The 23,230-nt window shown below is 29.4% G+C and carries 10 protein-coding genes and 2 tRNA genes; all 12 read left to right on the forward strand.

Annotated features, from left to right (window positions below):
• Positions 1–23: 23 nt before the first annotated feature.
• The 12 genes from aroB to rplI all read left to right on the forward strand — a co-directional run bounded on the left by aroB (position 24) and on the right by rplI (position 22,051).
• Positions 24–1,109, forward strand: a complete 1,086-nt coding sequence (gene aroB / locus KTT71_RS00695) for a 3-dehydroquinate synthase (protein ID WP_216782571.1) — start codon at positions 24–26, stop codon at positions 1,107–1,109.
• 2,013 nt (positions 1,110–3,122) lie between these two features.
• Entirely contained in the window at positions 3,123–3,800 is a 678-nt protein-coding gene (rpe, locus tag KTT71_RS00700) for a ribulose-phosphate 3-epimerase (protein ID WP_216782572.1), read from the forward strand.
• 1,104 nt (positions 3,801–4,904) lie between these two features.
• The gene (gene trpS, locus KTT71_RS00705) at positions 4,905–5,903 is read left to right on the forward strand and encodes a tryptophan--tRNA ligase (protein ID WP_216782573.1); all 999 of its coding nucleotides are present in this window, start codon (positions 4,905–4,907) and stop codon (positions 5,901–5,903) included.
• Positions 5,904–8,004: 2,101 nt separating this feature from the next.
• Entirely contained in the window at positions 8,005–8,727 is a 723-nt protein-coding gene (gene ompR, locus KTT71_RS00710; protein WP_216782574.1) for an osmolarity response regulator transcription factor OmpR, read from the forward strand.
• Positions 8,724–10,064, forward strand: a complete 1,341-nt coding sequence (envZ, locus tag KTT71_RS00715) for a two-component system sensor histidine kinase EnvZ (protein ID WP_216782575.1) — start codon at positions 8,724–8,726, stop codon at positions 10,062–10,064. Before ompR ends, envZ begins: the two co-directional genes overlap by 4 nt.
• Before the next feature lie 4,435 nt (positions 10,065–14,499).
• Positions 14,500–14,730: a cell division protein ZapB gene (gene zapB, locus KTT71_RS00720; RefSeq protein ID WP_216782576.1), complete on the forward strand. Its 231-nt coding sequence runs from the start codon at positions 14,500–14,502 to the stop codon at positions 14,728–14,730.
• Positions 14,731–15,107: 377 nt separating this feature from the next.
• A tRNA-Ser gene (locus tag KTT71_RS00725) sits at positions 15,108–15,202 on the forward strand.
• A 3-nt stretch (positions 15,203–15,205) separates the two neighbouring features.
• Positions 15,206–15,282: transfer RNA gene (locus KTT71_RS00730), tRNA-Arg, on the forward strand.
• Between the two features lie 1,609 nt (positions 15,283–16,891).
• Positions 16,892–18,472 (forward strand): glutamate--cysteine ligase, encoded by a 1,581-nt coding sequence (gene gshA, locus KTT71_RS00735; RefSeq protein WP_216782577.1) that lies wholly within the window; start codon positions 16,892–16,894, stop codon positions 18,470–18,472.
• Between the two features lie 2,109 nt (positions 18,473–20,581).
• The gene (gene rpsF / locus KTT71_RS00740; protein ID WP_216782578.1) at positions 20,582–20,968 is read left to right on the forward strand and encodes a 30S ribosomal protein S6; all 387 of its coding nucleotides are present in this window, start codon (positions 20,582–20,584) and stop codon (positions 20,966–20,968) included.
• A gap of 358 nt (positions 20,969–21,326) precedes the next feature.
• A complete protein-coding gene (rpsR, locus tag KTT71_RS00745) occupies positions 21,327–21,554 on the forward strand; it encodes a 30S ribosomal protein S18 (RefSeq protein ID WP_216782579.1) in 228 nt (75 codons plus the stop codon).
• A 47-nt stretch (positions 21,555–21,601) separates the two neighbouring features.
• Complete coding sequence (gene rplI, locus KTT71_RS00750) at positions 21,602–22,051, forward strand: 50S ribosomal protein L9 (RefSeq protein ID WP_216782580.1); 450 nt, start codon at positions 21,602–21,604, stop codon at positions 22,049–22,051.
• Positions 22,052–23,230 lie beyond the last annotated feature (1,179 nt).

The following is a 23,230-nucleotide window of genomic DNA, read 5'->3' on the forward strand; positions in this document are numbered from 1 at the left end:
ATTTAAAAAGGTTTTAAAACGTCATGGAAAAGATTACTGTTACTCTTGGGAAGCGCAGCTACCAGATAACTATAGCGTCTGGTTTGTTTGAGGATCCCCTTTCATTCCTACCTTTAAAGGCAGGGAATACCGCTATGTTAGTGACCAATAAAACATTGGCTCGACTATACCTTAATAAAGTTAGACATACTCTCGAGAGAGTTGATATTCATGTAGATCAAGTAATTCTACCAGACGGAGAACAATATAAAAATTTATCTGTTCTGGAACAAATATTTACTGCTTTACTTGAAAATTCTCATGGTCGTGATACAACACTTATTGCTCTAGGTGGCGGTGTTATTGGAGATTTAACTGGTTTTGCAGCAGCTTCTTATCAGCGTGGTGTGCGCTTTATTCAATTGCCAACAACATTGCTTGCTCAGGTTGACTCATCAGTTGGAGGAAAAACAGCCGTAAATCATCAATTAGGCAAGAACATGATTGGTGCTTTTTATCAACCATTATCTGTAGTTGTGGATCTGACATGTTTACAAACTTTGCCAATACGTGAACTTTCTTCGGGATTAGCCGAGGTTATTAAATATGGAATTATATTAGATGCTGAATTCTTTGTCTGGTTAGAAACACATATTAATGAACTAATAGATATTAATCCTGTCGCTATGGCTTACTGTATTCGTCGTTGTTGCGAGCTTAAAGCTGGAGTGGTTGCTGCAGATGAGACAGAGCAAGGGGTGCGTTCATTGCTTAATTTAGGTCATACATATGGTCATGCAATTGAAGCAGAAATGGGATATGGCAATTGGCTGCATGGTGAAGCTATAGCTGCCGGTATGATGATGGCAGCACACACCGCTCTTCGTCTTAATCAGTTGAGCAAACTAGATGTCTCTCGAATAAGAACGTTGCTTATCCGAGCAGGACTACCAGTTACTGGACCAAAAATCATGACTCCTGATTCTTATTTACCACACATCATGCGCGATAAAAAGGTTTTAGCCGGTGAGCTTCGTCTAGTACTACCAACTGCAATTGGTCATGCAGAAATATATACAGGATTGACTAAAGAAACTATTATGTCTGCAGTTTTAGATTGCCAAGATTGATATGATTTATAATCTAATATTAATTAGATCTCTAAAAAACTAAAAACTAGTTCTTGTGGTTATGCCTGCTAAAAATATAAAAAAAGGAGTAAAAACTATATGAATATCTAAATCTATGATGATGTATTGATATATACAAATATTCTTTTTTGAATATTTCAAGAAATTGTATTGAGTATGTGATTGATAAGATCTAAGATCTTTATACTGATAATTATAATTAGCTGTTATCTCCTATAGTGATTTTCTTAAAATAGCTCTTTATTTATCAGAATAATAGTAGTACAATCAGTAAGGATTTAATAAATACTTATTGTATAAATATCTGTTGATAGATCTTATCTATCTTGCTTAATAACCGATTATAATTCCATACTATCTATCTCAGAGATCTCAGTGAATGCGAAGTGTTCGTTTTAAAATCTCATTAAGAACGAGAGTAGTTATCTAGTATCATATACTGGTCTATTAATAACGCATATCTTCATGTATTACTAACTCCCTACTAAAATAGTATATAATGATATTAAAAATGCATATTAAAAATATGATACTTTAAAAATTTATTAAATTTTTAGTTATTTTAGAATAATCAATAGATTGTTATAATCTATTGATTTTAATATCAGGGCTTTAAAAAATATTTTTACTGCGGATTCAATCTGTCATCAAGACAAAGAATATGATTCAGTGTTAACAGAGCGAGCTAACTAATAAAAACATACATAGATTGATATATTAAAAATAAAAATAAATAGAGAAATAAGCGAAAAACTAAAAGTATACGTATCTTGTAGTAAACGTCATTAGTATCAAATAATATTTATTACATCAGATCATTGTTATTATTGTAATTGAATATTAAATTAAATTTAAAATTCATATAATTTTTATTTAAAATATTATCATATTTCTTCTTTGATAAAATTCTGTCTGCAATTGAAGTGCATGATTCTTTCTAGGTTATGCGTGTTATGGTTTAATCGTATATCAATACAAAATTACTTATATGCTTTCTTTTATGATAATTACCAAATAATATTGCATGTAACTACAAAAATACCTAAAAACTAAAAATTAATATTTAGAAAATATATTTCATCAGTTATTTATATTTTTAATATTGTTTTCTATCAGAAAAGCATTAAAGCTAAATATAGCTAATTTTAAAAAAAATTGAGACATTCTATAAAATGAAGAAATATTTTAACAACCTCATGAAGGAAAAAAATTTTTAAGGAATTTTCATGAAAAATTTTGTACAGCAGAAAATATTTTTCATCTAATTATAGATAGTAGAGTTCATTGAGTGATGTATTATTGCAAGTTATACATATCTTAAATATTCATTAAGAATGAATACTTCTCAAATAAGATGAATGCTAATTTGAAAATCTATATATTTTTTAAAATACCTTAGAAAAAATTTTATACTGGGAAAGAAATTCTTAACAGTAGATCAAGTGATCGTACGATCATCTATAGTCTAAGACTTAAACTTAACTAAATTTATTGATTCATTTCTTGTAGAATAACTGTTTTTATCTTTAAAACCTTATTACTCTATAATAGCTTGTCTCGTTATAATTTATCTTATTATGTGAACGTATATTTAGTTTTTCTATAAAATTATTTTCCTGAAGATAAATTTTGTGCAGTCTAAGATATAGTCTTCAGAAGGAACTCTTATCTATTTCGATCATATCTTGTGCCCTACTGCCCCTGAAGAGAATATTTTGCGTTTTATTATATTAAAATTTAGCATAATAAATCATCTAAAATTATTAGATATTGTTTTAAACTTATTTGAGATTATAAAATACAGATTTTGATTTTAATAGTTATGATAAACTGACATATTTGTAGTATGTGTAGAAAAATATTTTTAGTAATATCTTTCATAACAATCAGTGGCTAGGTGGTAGGAGCATGGAATATATGGCAAAACTAATTATTGATGTTCTATTCCTTAGAAATAGGTATATTATTTAAATTAATTATAAGTAAAAATAGATGAAAGAGTATTTGATTGTCCCCTCAATTTTATCAGCAAATTTTGCTCGTTTAGGAGAGGATATTTCTCGTGTTTTGGCATCAGGAGCAGATGCTATTCATTTTGACGTCATGGATAACCATTATGTTCCTAATTTAAGTATTGGTCCTATGGTTTGCAAGTCAATACGTGATTATGGCATTACTGCACTTATTGATGTCCATTTAATGGTAAAACCAGTAGATCGGATAATCCCTGATTTCGTTAAAGCTGGTGCAAGCATTATTTCCTTTCATCCTGAAGCCTCTGAGCACGTCTATCGTTCATTGCAATTGATTCAATCACTAGGATGTCAAGCAGGCTTAGCGTTAAATCCATCAACATCACTTAGCTATTTAGAGCACGTTATGGATCAAGTAGATTTGATCCTTGTAATGTCAGTTAACCCAGGATTTAGTGGTCAGTCTTTTATTACATCTACTCTCGATAAATTGCGACAGTTACGTAAGATAATTGATAATAGCGGTCGTGATGTGCGCCTAGAAGTTGATGGCGGCATTAAGGTAGATAATATTGGGATCATTGCAGCAGCTGGTGCTGACATGTTTGTGGCAGGTTCCGGGATCTTTGGCCACTCAAATTATGAATCTATTATTACTCAGATGAGGTTAAAAATTTCTGAAGCAAAAAACTTATGAGTTAGTATTAGCGTCTCTATATTTTAATTTATTAATAAGATGCTATTATCTTAAAGTTCTACAAAATGCTAGTTCTAATTAAAAATCTAATTGATGATATTTCTAAAATATTTATATATTATTTTGCCTTTATGGCGATTATATAGCTCCATAGTTTATGGTTAGCTATGTCCTAACATTAAATAATGTTCGCTAATTTATAAAATAAAAATTCATATCCTTACTTATCATTACAAGGGATAGAGTCATCAATAATTTTTTTAAATCCTGTTTTGAGATATCTGCAGCAGCCTGGATACTCATAATTCATACTATTAACGCATACAGATAATCTGTATTATTTAGCTTTTTGTTATAAGCAATGCATGAAAAGAAGTATTCTTAATTTATTTCAATTCGTAATACTAAGTAATAAAAACCATATGACTGGTAATGATAGAATTATTTTCAGATCAAGAATACTGTACTTGAGATAGGCCTAACAAGAGTTACTGACTAACGCGACACCTGAGTAAATAGCAGTAAAATATATTGTATTACTCTATTGTAAAAATAGGAATCGCAGTGAGATAAGGACCTATAATTTTAATTATATCCTATTAAAATTACGTGTTAATATTAAGTAATAAAAAATTCTTCAGAATGAATCGATCATTCATTTATTTTTTGCGGTATTCATAGAATATTTTGTAGATATAACTTGACTTAAGATTTCCTGAAGTGAAAAAAGATTAGTAATATTTCACTATGTCTACGACTATTAGCTATCTTATAAGATATATTCTTATCTATACTTTATTTATCAATACGTATTTATTAGATACTTATCTATTAAAAATTATTTTGTGAAGTAAAAAACTATATCTTGCTAATTTACCTAATTTTAACGAGAAATAATATATATCAGTAGTTCTTACATATACATTTCTTTTATACTCATACCTAAAGCGGCAGATAAGGGTGCATAAGATTGAACGGGACTTATTTTGTAACTATTTCTAAGCAATTAAGCAATAGCAGCAAAATTTTTCAAACTAAGTGTCTTACTTTGGCTCCTAATAGTGTTGATTATATCTGAGAATAAGATTTATAGGCATCTTAACCATGAATAAGCCAATTGTTTTTAGTGGGGCACAGCCGTCCGGAGAACTTACTATTGGCAACTATATAGGATCTTTGAGTCAGTGGGAAAGCCTGCAAAATGATTATGAGTGCATTTATTGTATTGTTGACCAGCATGCTATTACGATGCGTCAGAATATACAGCAGCTACGCAAAGCTACTTTAGATATATTAGCCTTGTATCTTGCTTGCGGTATTAATCCAGAGAAAAGCATCATCTTTGTGCAGTCTCATGTGCCTGAACATGCTCAATTATGCTGGGTGCTTAACTGTTATACCTCTTTTGGTGAGCTGAGCCGTATGACTCAATTCAAAGATAAATCGGCAAGCTATCCTAAAAATATTAATGTGGGGTTATTTGACTATCCTGTGCTAATGGCTGCTGATATATTGCTGTATCAGACTACTAAAGTACCGGTTGGTCGGGATCAAAAACAGCATTTAGAACTAAGCCGCATTATTGCTTCTCGTTTTAATGCGGCACATGGAAACATATTTACGATTCCAGAACCTTTTATGCTAAAAAATGGTGCTCGCATTATGTCTCTGCTGGAGCCAACCAAAAAAATGTCTAAATCTGACGATAACCGTAATAATGTAATTGGTCTTTTAGAGGACCATAATTCAATCATCAAGAAGATTAAACGTGCGGTAACTGATTCAGATGAACCAGCTGTTATTTATTATGATTTGATAAATAAACCAGGTATATCTAACTTATTGAATATATTATCTGGTGTTACAGGGAAAACAATTTTACAAATAGAACAAGAGTTTAACGGAAAAATTTATTCTGATTTAAAAGATGAAGTGATTGATGTAGTATCCGTTATATTAAGTGGGTTACAGAAAAGGTATTACTGTTTTCGTAATGATGAAACCTTCTTGAAGAAGATTATTAAAAATGGTGCAGAGGAAGCGCGTTCTCGTGCACAAAAAACTTTAAAACAAGTCTATGAGACTGTTGGGTTTATTCCATGAAAAATCAAATAAATAGGCTTGATCAGTGAACTTTTAGTTTTTTATATGGTCTATATAGAGAAATAAGTGATGACAAGATCGTGTGATACTCACAGGTTAAACTCTTTTATGATTTAAATATATCTATAATACATACTGCTCATCTGTTTTCTTGCCTATATTTGATATCTTAATTGCAAATATAAGTTTAAATTTTTACCATGATCTTTTATAAGATTTACAGGTATAAAATATGACCCTCCCTATTATTTCTATAGTTTATTTTATTGCATTTTAACTAAGGCATGTTATAAAATCATTAATATGATAATCAGAAATATCTATGGAATATACTTGCTATACTGAATCAGTATTAATGATATATCAAATCATGATAATAATTATCATATTTATATATTTAAAATACCTATTATAAATAATAATAGTTATAACTTAAATATTTTAGGTTATGATAACGCTCATCCTCTAGTTAGAGCACTAAATAGACAAGCTAATCATGATGTATGATCATGATCTTTATTTATTTAATAAAATTTATAAAACTTGTATTCTCATTACAAAGAACTAACCGTTTTTGAGAATAGATATAATACCTAACCTAAAAAGGTTTTTGATATATAGATATAATGCAATTGGACAATATAAATTATATTTTCTGATTCATATCAAATAATAATGTTTTATTACCTCTATTCTTACAATAATATTCTTATTTGGATTATCATGAGCTCAATGTTTTATTTTAAATACTACTTATTATCAATAAAAATATTTTTTAATTTTAAAAGAAGTAGCTATATTATATTTTCTTGATGATGTTTTTAACGATAATGTTTCAGTTTATGGAAATGAATCATGATTTATATTAACTTTCTTAAGCTGCTAAATTAAGTGTAGCCATTGAATATATGATATTGTTTTGGGATTATAAGTTGATTAGTAATCCTAAGGATAACAATCCATATTGTCTATTATTTCAATATTTATGTATTCATAATAGTAGCGCACTTCCATATAAATTGAGATTTAATAACAAAGATAGTGATAAATAATCTCTTTCATATTAATCATAATTTAATAGAGATCTAATCAATCGTTATACTTTTACATGGATTATAGTATAATTGATGATATATGAATGAATCATTTGTGTATATCTTTTTATTATGGGGCAAGATATAGCTGAAAATTTAGTAAAATTATTGACTACAATAGCAATAATAATTACCAAATAAAGCAATGATAAACAGCTGCTATCATATACCACGATGCATGTTTATAAAATTTTTAAAACATAATATCTTTAAAAGATTAATTGCTAATTTGAGAAATATCAAAATAACGGCTAAAGTATACAAGTGTTAAATACACAATAGTACTTACTTGAAAAGCGTAATATATTTGTCTAATGTAATTAGCATTGGGTTAGTTATCGTAAAAATATAATTTTTTTATTCTACCTGAAATGATTAGATAGAAATCATTACTAATTCGAGTAATACAGTTTTGTCAAGATCTGATTGATATTAGCAGTATAATGAATCACTGGAATAGCAGGCAATAGTACTAACAGCAGTTCTAGAATGAATTTTATACATTTTACCTCATACTATGAGTCTTAACGGTTAGAGATAGCGCTCTTTTGATACGCAATATCTAATAAATATGGGTAAAAGAATAAATATTGAGAATCCAGAAGATCAGCTTACTTTCGAGGAATATTCGAAATGATAATAACCCTGTGACTCCTATCCATAGCATAGTAAAAGCAAATATTTGAAGCTGCTCTAAGAAAATCACATTAAATTTTATCCTATCCTATCTCCCAAGAACATATATTATCAAGAAAGATATACACGGAACGTTATTTATTTAAAATAAAAATATATAAAATAGCTTGCTTATTTTTTTTAATTAGGATGTATCCTAACTTAATAATTATTAAAATATTCGCTGAACCGTTTTTTGGATAATCAAGTTCGTCTAGAATAGACAGTATTATATACTATACCAATGATCTAATCTCCAAGAGATAATTTTTACAATATTTCTTGATTTTAGAACTTCTTAGTGTCTTGAGGATTTATCCCGTGGGGAACACATGATGCAAGAAAACTACAAAATTTTAGTTGTTGATGATGATATGAGACTGCGTGCGTTGCTAGAGCGTTATCTAACTGAACAAGGCTTTCAGGTACGCAGTGTTGCTAATGCCGAACAGATGGATCGATTATTAACCCGTGAATCATTCCATTTGATGGTATTAGATTTAATGCTGCCTGGTGAAGATGGTCTTTCTATATGTCGGCATTTACGTAGTCAAAGTAACTCTATGCCAATTATTATGGTGACCGCAAAAGGAGAAGAGGTTGATCGAATAGTTGGTTTAGAAATTGGCGCGGATGATTATATTACAAAGCCTTTTAACCCACGAGAACTGCTTGCTCGCATCAGAGCGGTACTTCGTCGTCAATCTAACGAATTGCCGGGGGCACCTTCGCAAGAAGATGCAGTGATCTTTTTTGGTAAGTTTAAACTCAATCTAGGTACTCGTGAAATGTTTCGCGAAGGTGAGCCTATGCCGTTAACTAGTGGTGAGTTTGCTGTACTTAAAGCTTTAGTTAGCCATCCTCGTGAACCACTGTCCCGTGATAAGTTAATGAATTTAGCACGTGGTAGAGAGTATAGCGCTATGGAACGTTCTATAGATGTGCAAATCTCTAGACTGCGTCGCATGGTAGAAGAAGATCCTGCTCATCCTCGTTATATCCAGACTGTTTGGGGTCTAGGATATGTTTTCGTACCTGATGGTATTAAAGAATGAAACTGATACGCTGCTTTTTAGGCCGCTCATTAGTTCGCACTTTATTTCTCATTATCAGTTTTTTTTCAGTTATTGCAGTGACTACATATCTCATAGTTCTACATTTTGTAGTTTTGCTAAGTTTTGATCTTTTTAATAAAGTATTAGCCCATGAAGTTAGTATATTGATGACAAAAAAATGGCCAATGCAAGATAGAATAAATATCGAAGTTCCTTTGATTTTGCAATCTGATATTTACTATAAGTGGGGAATTTCCCTACATACCAATCTTTCCGCAGAGGATGGTGGTCTGCGCTGGGCTAAGACCTATAATTGCTTAGCCCAAAAGATGGCCCGTGAGATTGGGGGTTGGGCTGATGTTCGTGTTGCAATAAGTCAGAACACTCCGGTAATATGGATACAAACTTGGTTATCTCCTAAGATCTGGTGTCGAGTGCCTTTAACTCAAATTAATCATGCAGAATTGTCTCTTTTAGTACTATACACCTTAGGTATTGTTTCTTTGGCGATAGGCGGATTATTGCTATTTATTCGTATACAAAATCAACCTTTAGAGAAACTAGAATCTGCTGCTATTAAACTTGAGCAGGGCTATATACCTCAACCGTTGGAAGAATATGGTGTATCTCAGGTTCGATCAGTTATTCGCTCTTTTAACCAGATGGCATCTGGAGTCAAGAAACTTATTGATGATAAAATCCTTTTTATAGCAGGTATTAGCCACGATCTGCGTGCACCTCTTACACGCATCCGTTTAGCTACAGAGATGATTAAAACTGTAGATGAATACGCAGTAAAATCGATCAATAAAGATACTGAAGAGTGTAATGCTATTATTGAACAGTTAATTTATTACTTGCGCACTGGAGAGGAGATGCATTTTGAAATTTGTGATCTAAATAGTATTCTTGCCGAGGTTGTAGAGAACGAGATTAGTTATAAGATATTAATTAATACCGATTTTACTGAGGGAGAACTTTTAGTTTATGCTCATCCTGTTTCTATTAAACGTACTGCTATAAATATACTTGTGAATGCCATCCGTTATGGTAATGGTTGGATTAAGTTTAGTAGTGGAACTGATGGCAAAAAAGCATGGTTTCAAGTAGAAGATGACGGACCTGGTATCGAGCCGGCTGAAGTAACTAATTTATTTCAGCCATTTATCCAAGGTAATAACAGCATGGCAAACACTGGTACTGGTCTAGGTCTGGCGGTTTTGCGCCGTATTATTGATGGTCATTCAGGAAGTATAGATGTTGGCACTAGCGAACGAGGAGGCTTACGTATCCGTATTTTTTTGTTGATGTCTTCATCGTGTTATATGAATAACTAATCTGTAAAATATAGCATCATTGAATACAGTTAAAACGTCTATGACTAGTAAAATTATTAAAATATACCCTATCTCTTGATAAAAAAATTTTTTATACAGTTCAAAAGTTTCTTTTAACCATTAAATATCTCATAAAATTAGCTATCTATATAGCAATATATTTCTTTTTCTAATGTTGTTTGTTCATTTTATGATATAAGAATATATAAATAATATTAATTTAATATTTATTAAATAAGTTTATTTATTATATTTTTTATTAAATAAACAGCATTTTAGTTAATCTAATAACTTAATATATATTTCTAGAGCGAGCCAAATATAAACTTCTATAACAAGAAACTAAAATATAACTATTTTGTTTTATGAAAATGTCCTCCGTGTCCCATGAAACTATCTAATGATAATATTATAAGATTGATCTATATGGGGTATTTTACTATTTTGCTCTATTTATATTAGATCAATAATCTTGTGTAACATTGCTATTGATTCTGTAGGTTTTATCTTACTTATTTTAATTTAAATATTATCCATAAAATTTGTATGATTATTTTCTAGAAAATAATCTTTTATTGACGATGGGTATATAATTTTATTGTACAGAACTTCACGTACGTATAAGATCATCTCTATATTTATATAATTTTTATATATTTATTATAAAATTATGTGTAATAAAATTTAGTTTATTGATAAACCTTTAATCAAAGCTATGTTTATTAATTGTGATTATGTAGAAACCTAGATGATGAAGTATCTATACTAATTTTGATTAGTAAAACTGGTAATATATATTTTAGATATATAATAAGCTAAGTGAATAAAAATATCATAATACATATTATGAAAATATTTTAAGTTATTCAAGAATATAGAACGGATAAATTAATTTACTGAACATTTAATGCATTACTCTTATTTCATTAAAACTTAGCATTTTAGTATATTACGTAGAGATATTATCTTAATATATCTTGACTGTATACACATAGATAACACATATCCTTTGTAATATCATAAAATATAACTAAGAAGTATATATTTTTCTATTAATTGGGAGATGATCTTGAGATATCTTTAGATGCATTATTGTATTAAAAATATGATTATTTATTTCTACCAGAAAATCTTTAGTAGTCTATATAATTAGAATCGCGTTACTTGGTAGCTTATATTTGCTGAGGTATCAAAGATAAGAACATATGATCCCTAGAAGGATCAGGGTACGATATCTTATGCACTCTTTTAATATGATAATACTGTTTTGCTACTCTAAATAATAATTTTAAAATTTTCTTAAGATGCACTATATAGAAGGTGATTAACTAGTTCTTGTATGAGTAGAACCTTTACTAATATCAGATCTTTTAGTGAGGCATTTTTAGCTAGGATTTTCCTATATACGAGAAACTTTTAAGTTTATTTGTCTTATTTTGTTTGTTGTATAGGTTAAGTTCAGTAAAATTAGGTACATATTAAGAAATATTTTCTGAAGAATATTTTAGAAAACTATATAAATATGTAAATTACATAGGTCTTATCGCTTTTACGAAATAATTTTATACTGCTTACTTTTATAGCATTTCTCTATCATAGTAGATTTTTATCTATATAACGTTGTATATCAGTTTTTATCTAGCTGCTTTAATACTATGATTAGTATATCTCTAGTTCTGCGCAATCTTAAAATCCTAAAATTTACAATGGATTCAGATATTTAGTGGTTAGAATGTTTCGTTTTCTTATAAAACAAATCTTTTTAAAAAAATTTTTGTGATTATAAGATCTATTGACATCTCTTTTCTATTGAAAATACATTAGTATATAAAGCATGATTTTACTTATAAGATTCTATAATTTCTTGGTATTAATTGATATATAACTTATATCTTTATGAAAATAATTTTATATCCATATGTTAGGTTAATAATATTACAAAAAATAAAACTATGAGAAATTTATGTTGTTATAAATATTAATCATTTTCAATGAAAGTAACAGATGCATTATAATTATCTTCTGGAGATCCTACTGAGGATGTAGTTATCAATTTACTGGAATATATTTTAATGCTTTCCCTCTTTCTAGTCTATGTTGCTCAATTTTTCCATGAGTGACAGATAACTATTTGCAGTTCTTCTTAAAAAGAATTACTCCTAATATATCTCATACTATGAGTGAGGTCAAATGGTAAAGCACGCACTGCAGATAACTTAGCAATTCTTGACTTGAAGGTTATATAAGAATGAATTTTGAATTAGTTCTAGGTATTTTCTGAGCCGTTCAACGAAGTACAAGAGTACTTAGTTTTCACCTATTAAAATTTAGAAAGAATTATAAACACTACATTATCTGTTTAGTACTGTTCGCCGCAGCTAATCAATTCTCACCTGTAATTATTGAAAGTTATGCCATAAATATTTAGATGAGGAGGACATCTAAAGTAGATCCATATATTTTCCACTCTTAATCTCAAGAGTAATGCAGATAGCAGCTAAACTACTGCATTGTGATATGCAATAAATATAGTTGATTCATCAATCAACTTATAAGTTTACATTCATGAAGAGTAGGATATTTAAAATATTGTGCTATGTAATCTCCGATATTTTGCACGTGATTAATTATTTTTATCGATAGATAATATCGCTAGGATAGTCTCAAAATATATTATAACTTTATATTTAAAAATATTATGTAAATTTAAGCACAAACTATCATGATAGTTGATAGATCTAGATAAATCTTAATTAACACAAAATTGGCTTCTGCATTATTGGTTCTGTCAAGAAGTTATTAAGTAAAACTACTACTCTTATAGCTTATTAAGCCTGTTTGATTATTTATAAATATGCTAACAGTATCCATAATTTCAGCTAAAATATTTATATATCTTAATGTTTAACTGCAAACATACTCTGCTTAAATAGATATTAACATCGATGCATTGCATTGATTAGTATAAATATTTTTAGCTGCACTTAGAATGTTGCATAAGTGCTAATAAATCTTCTGAAGTATGAAGTAATTTCTATATACTGATAATTTTTCAAAATCATAGAAATATAAATTTTCTGCAGTTTAGACGTTGCGGTATGCAAATACTTTTACCGAATTTTGCTTGTAGTATAGTGTCTTGAATAGTGTATACAATGAATTGCGCAGATCTTTAAAGTGTTTTCAGGATCTGTTAATTGATAATCTTAAATAACTGTTATATAACCATTACCGTAAAAAATGTAATTTTTATGCGACTATTCTTATGCGATGCTTGATGATATTATGCGGGTCAAGCTCTTTTGATATCTTTATTCAATATCAGTGTTTATTTAAAGAGTTTCATGTTATTGCATAGAGTTCGATGTAACTATTATGCGCTCCGTGGCTCATTGATACAATTTTTAAAAGTAACTCAGTTTATTTTTGTGATTAAAAAATATTAATTACTATTTGTTCTAAGAGTTGCTTTAACTTAGTATTTTCTTTACGGTTATTGATGTATATGTAATGGTCTGTTAGGACTATAACAAATTAGCTTAAGATATTGATAAATATTATATTTTTTATAATTTTTATTTAGAGAAAAAGTTAACACTTCTGTTGAAGTGTTAACTTTTTCTCTAAATAGTCTCTTATCTATTACTTTATCTTTGTTATATAAACTAAAAATATCTTATGCACTGGATAACTGATGGAAATTTGAAGATTATCATTCTCTCAATGCCTGTGTACGTAGATCATACTTATTAGGATCTTTAATAAAAATATTATACTGATCTATACTTATCCTAGCAGGATGCAATAATTTTAATGTATTACCGATATTGTAACGAGATTAGATGCATGATAAATAAGTTTTAAATGTTAGTTCAATTCAAATCCAGTGGTCATGCTTGTTAAGATAAGCATCTTATAAATCTTTATATAGGATTTATTTATACATATAAATGATAATAATTCAGCTGATATTTGATTGGATATAAATCATAAAATAATGTTTTATTTGTTTTCATCCTTACGTTTGAGTTGAATAAAATTCGTTTTTCAATAATTATTTTTATGCAAACTAGTATTATTGAAAAGATGCATAGCATAATATGCAAAGCAAGATTGCTGTGTTATAGAAGGATAAAATCCTTTCTAGATATTGATCTATTGTATATATTATTTATATAAATTATTTTAGTAATATTAATATACATTGATAATATAGGTGTTCATTGATAATAGATCATACTATTTCTTAGTATTGGTAATGAAATAATATCACAATGTATATGTGATACAGTTCTAGAACGAATGAATACTAAAATATTTTTCTATATTAAGTGTAAGTAATCTATGTTTATTTATGAGACAGCATTATTCCAATGCTAACAAAATACGCATACTAACATTAGATGTAATCATGGATATCAAAAGGGAAATAAATATGTCATTTGATAAATTAGAAGAAAAAGTTCAGCGGGCTATTGATACAATTACGCTCTTGCAGATGGAAATAGAAGTTCTCAAAGAACAGAATAATAAACTAACTGAGAAAGGACAGCAAGACGCTGTCTATCATGAAACACTAATACGCGAAAACGAAGAATTAAAAGCAGAAAAAACTTCCCGACAGGAGCGGCTGCGATCTTTGTTGGATCGTATGGATGAGGTTTAATTAATTGACTTTATTTTGAAATGTGAATATTTTATATCATACTCATCAGTATAAGCTAAGTACTACATTTAAATTTTATAAATATTTTAAAGATTTATTATTTTTATATTTCTCTTATCATGCTTTAAGAACATACTTGCCTATAATATTGTTTTATGTATTGCGCGATATAAAAATTTATTTTCTGAAAATATTTGACTTGTATACCAAAAAAGTAATATTGTGCGCCACACCTTGCTAAGAGATAGAATTACAGTAGCAGAGATTATCCTGCAATAAAAGAATATTGTATACAGACATTCATAGAAAATGTATTTTAATACATTTAAAGATGTTTTACTCTTTCTAAGTTATCGCATATATAAAAATATAAGCAAGGTGAGGTGGCCGAGAGGCTGAAGGCGCTCCCCTGCTAAGGGAGTATGTGGTGTCAAAAACTGCATCCGGGGTTCGAATCCCCGTCTCACCGCCATTTGCACCCATAGCTCAGCTGGATAGAGTACTCGGCTACGAACCGAGCGGTCGGAAGTTCGAATCTTCCTGGGTGCACCATATCTATTATCCTATATTTTACATATCCTCAACATAAGTATTACAAATAGTAATTTTGTTATGCTTATATAATTTAATTTTCTGCTTTTATTGATATGCTATGAATACATAAGAGTCTTACTAAAAATATGAGATAGGTTGGCTGAGAATAATCTAATCTTAATTAAAGAATTACTTTATGATTAAACATTTTTATGTTGATACTGATATAATAATTATATTACTTTTTCTCTATTAGTATCTTTAAATGTACCAGCATATTTCTAAACAGAAATTCTAATAAAAAGAGATCTAATTGTGGTAATCATATTTATTTTGAAATCTACTGATTCGCTAATTAGCTCTAAATTATGCATCTAATAAACCTGTAATGGGCGTTAGTTGTGGTGCGGCTAGTATTATCTCTTCTATTCATATGCTTTATCACTACATTACAAGCTTTATCAGTTATTAGAATGCTAATTCTTTTTGCACAGAATTTTTATTTATTAATCCGTTGTGCTATTTATTGTTTAATAATATTTTGATGCATTATAACCAAAGTGATGCGATAGAACATCATAGATGTTGTCATCTAAAATACCATTTTTACTGTAAAACATTTGTTTAGAAACAATCTTGAGTCGAATTTTCATGGCTATTTAAGAGATAATTAATCCCGCTATACTCATCATAAAATTATCATATTATTTAACGAAAAGTTTATTACTTATAATAATTCTTTTATCTTTTCCTAATGCTTTGACTTATCCTCCAAAAGGATATCTGTATTACACTAATATACTGCCTCAAGGGTTATGAGTTGCTTTATATGATTTATTATATACGCATAATTTATTATTCTTATTAATCATCGAGATATTAGATGTTCATAAGCATTATCTTATGATACAGAATCATTCTAGATCGCATAAGTCTGTTATTTCATGTACTTTGTATTTAATATCAAAATAAAATGTATACATCTAAGTGCACAGTGGCTACCAACTAATATTCAATTACTAATTCTGCTATATTGATATCGCAAATATGAATGTATGTAAGGTTTAACGGATATGTTATGAGGTTTATATTAGAGAATTTTTATTATTCTAATATTATGCCGTAATTGAGAATAATAATCTCAGTATTTCAATTATAGTTATTTTGATAAAGATTCTATCTGATACTAGATGCAAGATTTAAATGTAGTGTTTTTTGAATCAGTATCAGATTATTTTTTAAAATCAAGAAATCATTTTGGTCGCTTTCTCTTTTGCATGAGACAGAGACATGCTCTGTAAGACTTATTATCGAAAATACTCTTAAACTGTATTATATCGCTGTTATTACTCATCTAATAATAGCATTATAAAGTTATAATACAGCAACAGAAATCGTCCATATTTTTTGATTTTTGTCATTAGCTCTGATTCTTATCGATAAAACCATAAGTACCGGAATCTAAAGATGCCGGTACTTATGGTTTTATATGAGCATCAGGGAGCTATCGCACATAGTTATTGCTATGACTAAAGATATAGATATATGATGATATTAATGGATTCACCCAAAAATCAAGTTGTATAATATAAATGTAGCAGTTCTTATTTATTATTTGGAGGTCTATGTGATCCCAGACTTCTCTGAAGGACTTTTGTGGTTAGAAGAGCACCCCAACGCTATTAGCATGATTCTACGCGGCATTGAACGTGAAACTCTTAGAGTAACTCCGGAGGGTACATTAGCTACTTCTGGTCATCCATTGATGTTAGGTAAAGCACTAACTCATCCCTGGATTACTACTGATTTTTCTGAGTCATTGTTAGAGTTTATCACGCCCGTATATTCTAGTGTGGATCACATGCTTTGCTTTCTAAAAGATATTCACGCTTATGTTGCCCATAATTTGGGATCAGAGCGTATGTGGTCTATGAGTATGCCCTGTTTTATCAAGAATGAAGATGATATTGTTTTAGCACAGTATGGTACATCTAACATTGGAAAATTCAAAACTTTGTACCGTGAAGGATTAAAAAATCGTTATGGTGCTATCATGCAAATGATCTCTGGGGTTCATTACAACTTCTCATTGCCGATTGAATTTTGGCAAGAGTGGGTTGGTATAGAAGATAAAAAAAGCGGTAAATCACAAATATCTGCAGGATACATGAGATTAATTCGTAACTATTATCGCCTGGGATGGGTCGTTCCATATCTTTTTGGGGCCTCACCCGCAATATGTTCTTCGTTCCTTGGCGGTCGTAAAACTAATATTCCACTCGAACAGAAAGATCATATATTCTATTTGCCATATGCTACTTCTTTACGCTTAAGCGGCTTGGGTTATACTAATAAAGTCCAAGATGATTTATCCATTACTGTTAATAATCTTCCAGATTATATTAAATGGCTTAAAAAAGCCATATCTACACCATCTGCTGAATTTGCAAGACTTGGAGTAAAAGTAGGAGGGCATTACCGTCAACTAAATGCTAATATATTTCAGATTGAAAATGAACTCTATTCGCCTATTAGACCTAAATGTGTAGCTAAATTAAATGAGTCACCTTTAGATGCTCTATTGAGGGGTGGAATAGAATATATTGAAGTGCGTTCGTTGGATATTAATCCTTTTTCCGCTCTTGGCGTGAATGCAGATCAGTCTCGTTTTTTGGATATGTTTCTCATCTGGTGCTTATTGGCTGATTCTCCAGAGATAAATAGTGATGAAGCACTTTACACGCGTGAGAACTGGAATCGCGTAATCCTTGAAGGCCGAAAGCCTGGACAAACTATTATTGACTGCAATTATCGACGCCAATCTCTAGCAAAAATAGGTAGAGATTTATTTGCTAATTTGCGTCGTATTGCGGAAATATTAGACAGTATCAACGGAAATAATGAATATAATCACGTATGCACTATTCTAGTCACTGGATTTGATGATACTTCTTTAACATATTCTGCCAAGGTATTAGAAGAGATTATGGCAAAAGGTTTTATTCAATTTGGTTTAGAATTATCAGATCTTTACTATCAGGAACTGAGCTCAAAGGTATTATCGGTACACCGTACTAATCAATTTCAACAGAAGAAGGAAGAGTCAATTAAGCTTCAGGAGCAAATAGAGAATCAGTGTGCTATGTCAAGATCGATAGAATTTGCAGAGTATTTAGAGATGCATATTAGGCCTTATATCGGTAAATAAGTATTAATTTAATGATACATTACTTGCTGATCTATGAAGTCTTTGTGTTCAAAGTAATAAGAATAATTTTTATAGCACATATCAAGGCATTACACTCAAATTAAAGAATTCTATTTTTTTAGAGAATCAGGTATACAAATTCATCTCCAATCCTTATTACACAACAGAGAGGATAATAAAATGCATTAAGAATATGCAAGATTCTATATTTTTGTAATGTTCTAGTTTATGAGATATTTTATATAGTGAACGCGCCTAAAGATTAGAAGTATTATAAAAGATATTTGATATACCGCCTGCATATTAACAAGGTGATCAGATCTCTTTTAAAAGCATATTTTTTCAGAGATTGATAAGTTAACTATAAAAGATCATAGAAATATGCTAGGTAGTTTAAGATGTTTTAATTAAACAAAACTAATAATAAGGTATTTGCATATTGCAAGAAGTGAATCATATGGTTTGTATAATGTTATATGCACAAAGTATTTATTAACTATAATCATAACCCGATAATCATTTCCATGTTAAATATCTAACCTACATTTTATACTTGTTCTTGTGCGATCAAGCAGTCATGAAAGATGCGTTGCTGTACAAGAAATTACCTTAAAATACTATTTTTGAAGTAGTATGAAAGCTAGTTCTTACTTTAATATTATCTTAATTGCACTCAGAAGATATCCTACCGATTAGTTTGATTAGCTTGTAGTCCATGATATTATTAATACTTTTACATATTTTCCTTATTAGTAGGTATCTTGGAGGATTAGATATAAACTAATTTTTTAAAAAGTTATATATCTTTAGCTAAAAATATATCACATTTTTAATAATTTAGATACTAGCTAAAGTATGAATGTATTTATTTATTAATAGTAAGATCTTATGAGTATTTATCTTATGAATGAGGATAGTTTATTAATCCTTAATCAGTTTTTTATTATCGATGTTAATCTCTTATATATCTTCTAGCTATTATTTAGTGCTGTAGTATATAGCGAAACAGCTATACATTAGCTCTTTCGCTGAAGAGATTACGATAGTCATTTATTGTTATAATTGCTCTCTATATTCTATAGATCTCTTTGAAATTTTGTAATGGTCTATATAAATAGTATTTATCATATTATGTAACAATAGTAATCATAGTTACGATAAACTTGATTAAAGATAACTTGATATTATACGCAATACTCAGATTATCATGCATCTCAGTGTACACTTTTAGTGACACAATTTTATATGCTTAAGGACTTTTAATGTCTTTAAGAAAAGAATATAATTATGCGTAATCAACTACTTAATTTATAATATCTTATATTTTGATTGTTATGGTTTTATTAGAGAAGTTCAGTTAATTTCCTACTATTTTTGTCGCTACAATAGTTTTAGATATTCCTTATATATTAAAATTATGATAAATATCATTAATATACATTAACTGTTGCGCAGCCAATAATTCATACTACTAAATAATATCTCTATGCTATTAGTCTTATTGGATCTTCTTTTTTAAGGTTTTGTTATGAAATTTTATTTATTTATTTAAAATTTTGATTTTCTATTAGTGTACTCCTATCTAAGGAAATACCGGGAATCTTGATGAAATATATCAAAATTAATATTTATTAAAAGCTATTAATGCTATAATAATAGCTTAAAAGTATTCTACCGATCACTCTGTTCAAGTTAATATTATCATGTTTTTAAGATATTAAATTTTGTATTCCCAAAATAATGTATACCTTTTCTATATTTTAATGATTCCTTCAGGAAGGTTATCTATTATTTTATTCTGCTGATTAACTAATTTATAAGATCTGATGCTTCATTAAAAGGTAATTTCATCAAATGAATGGCTATATTTTGTCTTTATAAAAAATTAATACCTATTTATATTAATTTTATCTCCTCAATTAATATAAATGCGAAGAACATATCTCATGAACTAAGTCATCTGGATAATAATTTTACCAATTATCTTGAGTTTGCTAGCTCAGACAAGTATGATCATTAGTGACTTGCAGCCGTACAAAAACATTCTTTGCCTCTATGGGCTGCTGCTGTCTTTATTAAGAGGCTGAATAATCCGTAGGGAGGAATGCGATGCGTCATTATGAAATAGTTCTTATGCTTCATCCTGATCAGAGTAGCGAACAAGTTTTAAGTATGATTGAATCTTATAGTGCAATGATTACCAAATCTTCTGGACAAATTCATCGTCTAGAGGACTGGGGACGACGTCAGTTGGCTTACCCAATCAATAAGTTATATAAAGCTCATTACATTCTGCTGAATGTTAAGGCTCCTCAGCAGATCATAGATGAGTTAGAAAATAATTTTCGTTTTAACGATAATGTTATCCGCAGTATTGTTATGCGCACTAAAAACCCTGTAAATGAGGTTTCAGCTATGCTAAAGCCCAAAGATGAACGTCATAGCGATCGTCGCCGCGATGATTTCTCTCATGAAAGCGCTACAGGTGATTACTAGTGTATTACTAGTATTACTAGATAGTAATTCTTGAAGTTACTCTAAATTTTCTAGTGTTACATGGTATAGTGCAAAAAAGATCCTCTTCAAAAAAAGTGAGACCTTCCGGAATTCCCCGTTTTATTTATTATCGCGCATAGCTAGATAATACCAGAAGGACGGATTTAGCAGGAAAGCATAGTGTACTATGACTACAATTTTCACTGGACAATTACCTGAAATAACTAATTTTTAAGTAAAGATTAGGAAGTATGCTAACGGTTCAGGTTTTATTAGTATTTATCAAGGATACGATTGTTTGAAACGTTATTTTTATACGCTAAAAAGATTGAATTTATAGGTTTTGGAGACTAGCTATATGGCACGTTATTTTCGTCGTCGCAAGTTCTGCCGTTTTACCGCGGAGGATGTTCAAGAGATTGATTATAAGGATATCTCTACTCTAAGAAACTACATTAATGAAAGTGGTAAGATTGTCCCAAGGCGTATTACTGGTACTCGAGCTAAATACCAGCGTCAACTTGCTCGTGCTGTAAAGCGCGCACGTTACCTTGCTTTACTACCATATACTGATGGTTATCAATGATTAGCTATTGTGTATTTATTAATAATTAGTTTAATAGGATAAAGAAAATGCAAGTCATTCTACTTGATAAAATAGCAAATTTAGGTAGTTTAGGTGATAAGGTTAATGTCAAGTCGGGCTATGCGCGAAATTTATTAGTGCCTCAAGGTAAAGCCGTGCCTGCAACAAAGAAAAATATCGAGTTATTCGACTCACGCCGCGCTAAGTTAGAAGCTAAATTAGCTGAGGTTACTGCTGTTGCTGAAGCTCGTGCTGCTATTATTAATAAATTAGATACTATAAGTATTACCTCTAAAGCTGGTAATGAAGGAAAACTATTTGGTTCAATCGGTACGCGTGATATTGTTAATGCAATGATTGCTCTAGGTATTCAAATAGCTAAAAGTGAAGTTCGTATGCCAAATGGTGTTCTGCGTACTACTGGTAATCATCAAGTTAATTTTCAGTTAGAAAGTAACGTATCAGCAAAGTTAAATATAGTTGTAGTTTCAGAATAACAAGCAGAAACCTTAATTAATTATATTATTATCAGAATAATTTCTATATTGTTTTTTAGTACACTACAATAGTAGTGTTATAGTTCTTATCAAACAAGTTCGGTTTTTATATCTTATGCCCAATATTATTTTTAATAATCTGTTTAAGATCAGTTCCTCTATGACAAAAATCATTATGACCTATTACTATATAATAAATACTTAAACCGTAAAAGTATAATAGTGATAATTGATAAATCAGTTATGGGAATCTATTAAGAGGAACTGATGTTGCAGGAGGTCTTCCGCAAGCGCATTGTTTCTAAATATTTATGTTATGCTACTGATTATAATAGTATTACTCAGCTCACACTAGTATTTAAATACTATTAATCTGTATATACAATAAATCTCTATCAAATACTTAATATGTTCAGTTATATTATTAATTTTCAATACTTTTTAAAGGCATTTAAAGTTCGTGCTAGTCCATAATTCTACTAATAAATTAACTATATCGTTAGATATACTTAGTACAGATTAAGAATCTTCATTAAATAAGATCTTACACATTATTGATAGCTACTAATATTAATAAATTGCTCTCGTTATTATCAGAATTTTTAAAAAACCTATAAACTATTTATATTTCCGTGTTATTATCTCACTATCAGCACTTTTAAGGAAACCAGAACATCCAGTTTTAGCATAAAAATGAGGTGCTATAAAATATTTTGCCCGCAGAATATTCTATGCAAGGTAGACACTCAGTAGCAATTAAGAATTTAAAGAACAGGCGTGAATATTATAGAGATCTAAATCTACCTTTATTATTTATAGCGCTAAGCGCTCATTATTTCTAACTATAATTAGAAATATCTATTAGCTGGTCTATATTTATAAATAATAAAGCTATCTCTAATTATACTTCTAGCTATATTTTAAGTAGCATACTTATTGGGATTACAACTGATATAAATATCAGTATCCCTAGTTTATATATTTAAATAATTATTTTATAATCAATAATTTTCTGCACTATCATGCTGATGTAAAGATAGATATATGATAATATCAAGTCTTCCTTTAGAAATCAATTTATACTACTTTATAACAATGCTTCGTACTGGGTATATCCCCCCCCTCAGGATTTTATTTTTAATGACAAACCGCATCTCTTCTTTATGAATATTAATATCA

The sequence above is a fragment of the Candidatus Profftia tarda genome (genome assembly GCF_904848675.1).
Classification (GTDB): domain Bacteria; phylum Pseudomonadota; class Gammaproteobacteria; order Enterobacterales; family Enterobacteriaceae; genus Profftia; species Profftia tarda.

What these genes read in the sequence shown, in the direction of transcription:
- trpS (WP_216782573.1), top strand. Translation starts at nt 4,905, where the DNA reads ATGAATAAGCCAATTGTTTTTAGTGGGGCACAGCCGTCCGGAGAACTT.
- envZ (WP_216782575.1), top strand. Translation starts at nt 8,724, where the DNA reads ATGAAACTGATACGCTGCTTTTTAGGCCGCTCATTAGTTCGCACTTTA.
- aroB (WP_216782571.1), top strand. Translation starts at nt 24, where the DNA reads ATGGAAAAGATTACTGTTACTCTTGGGAAGCGCAGCTACCAGATAACT.
- rplI (WP_216782580.1), top strand. Translation starts at nt 21,602, where the DNA reads ATGCAAGTCATTCTACTTGATAAAATAGCAAATTTAGGTAGTTTAGGT.
- rpe (WP_216782572.1), top strand. Translation starts at nt 3,123, where the DNA reads ATGAAAGAGTATTTGATTGTCCCCTCAATTTTATCAGCAAATTTTGCT.
- rpsR (WP_216782579.1), top strand. Translation starts at nt 21,327, where the DNA reads ATGGCACGTTATTTTCGTCGTCGCAAGTTCTGCCGTTTTACCGCGGAG.
- rpsF (WP_216782578.1), top strand. Translation starts at nt 20,582, where the DNA reads ATGCGTCATTATGAAATAGTTCTTATGCTTCATCCTGATCAGAGTAGC.
- zapB (WP_216782576.1), top strand. Translation starts at nt 14,500, where the DNA reads ATGTCATTTGATAAATTAGAAGAAAAAGTTCAGCGGGCTATTGATACA.
- ompR (WP_216782574.1), top strand. Translation starts at nt 8,005, where the DNA reads ATGATGCAAGAAAACTACAAAATTTTAGTTGTTGATGATGATATGAGA.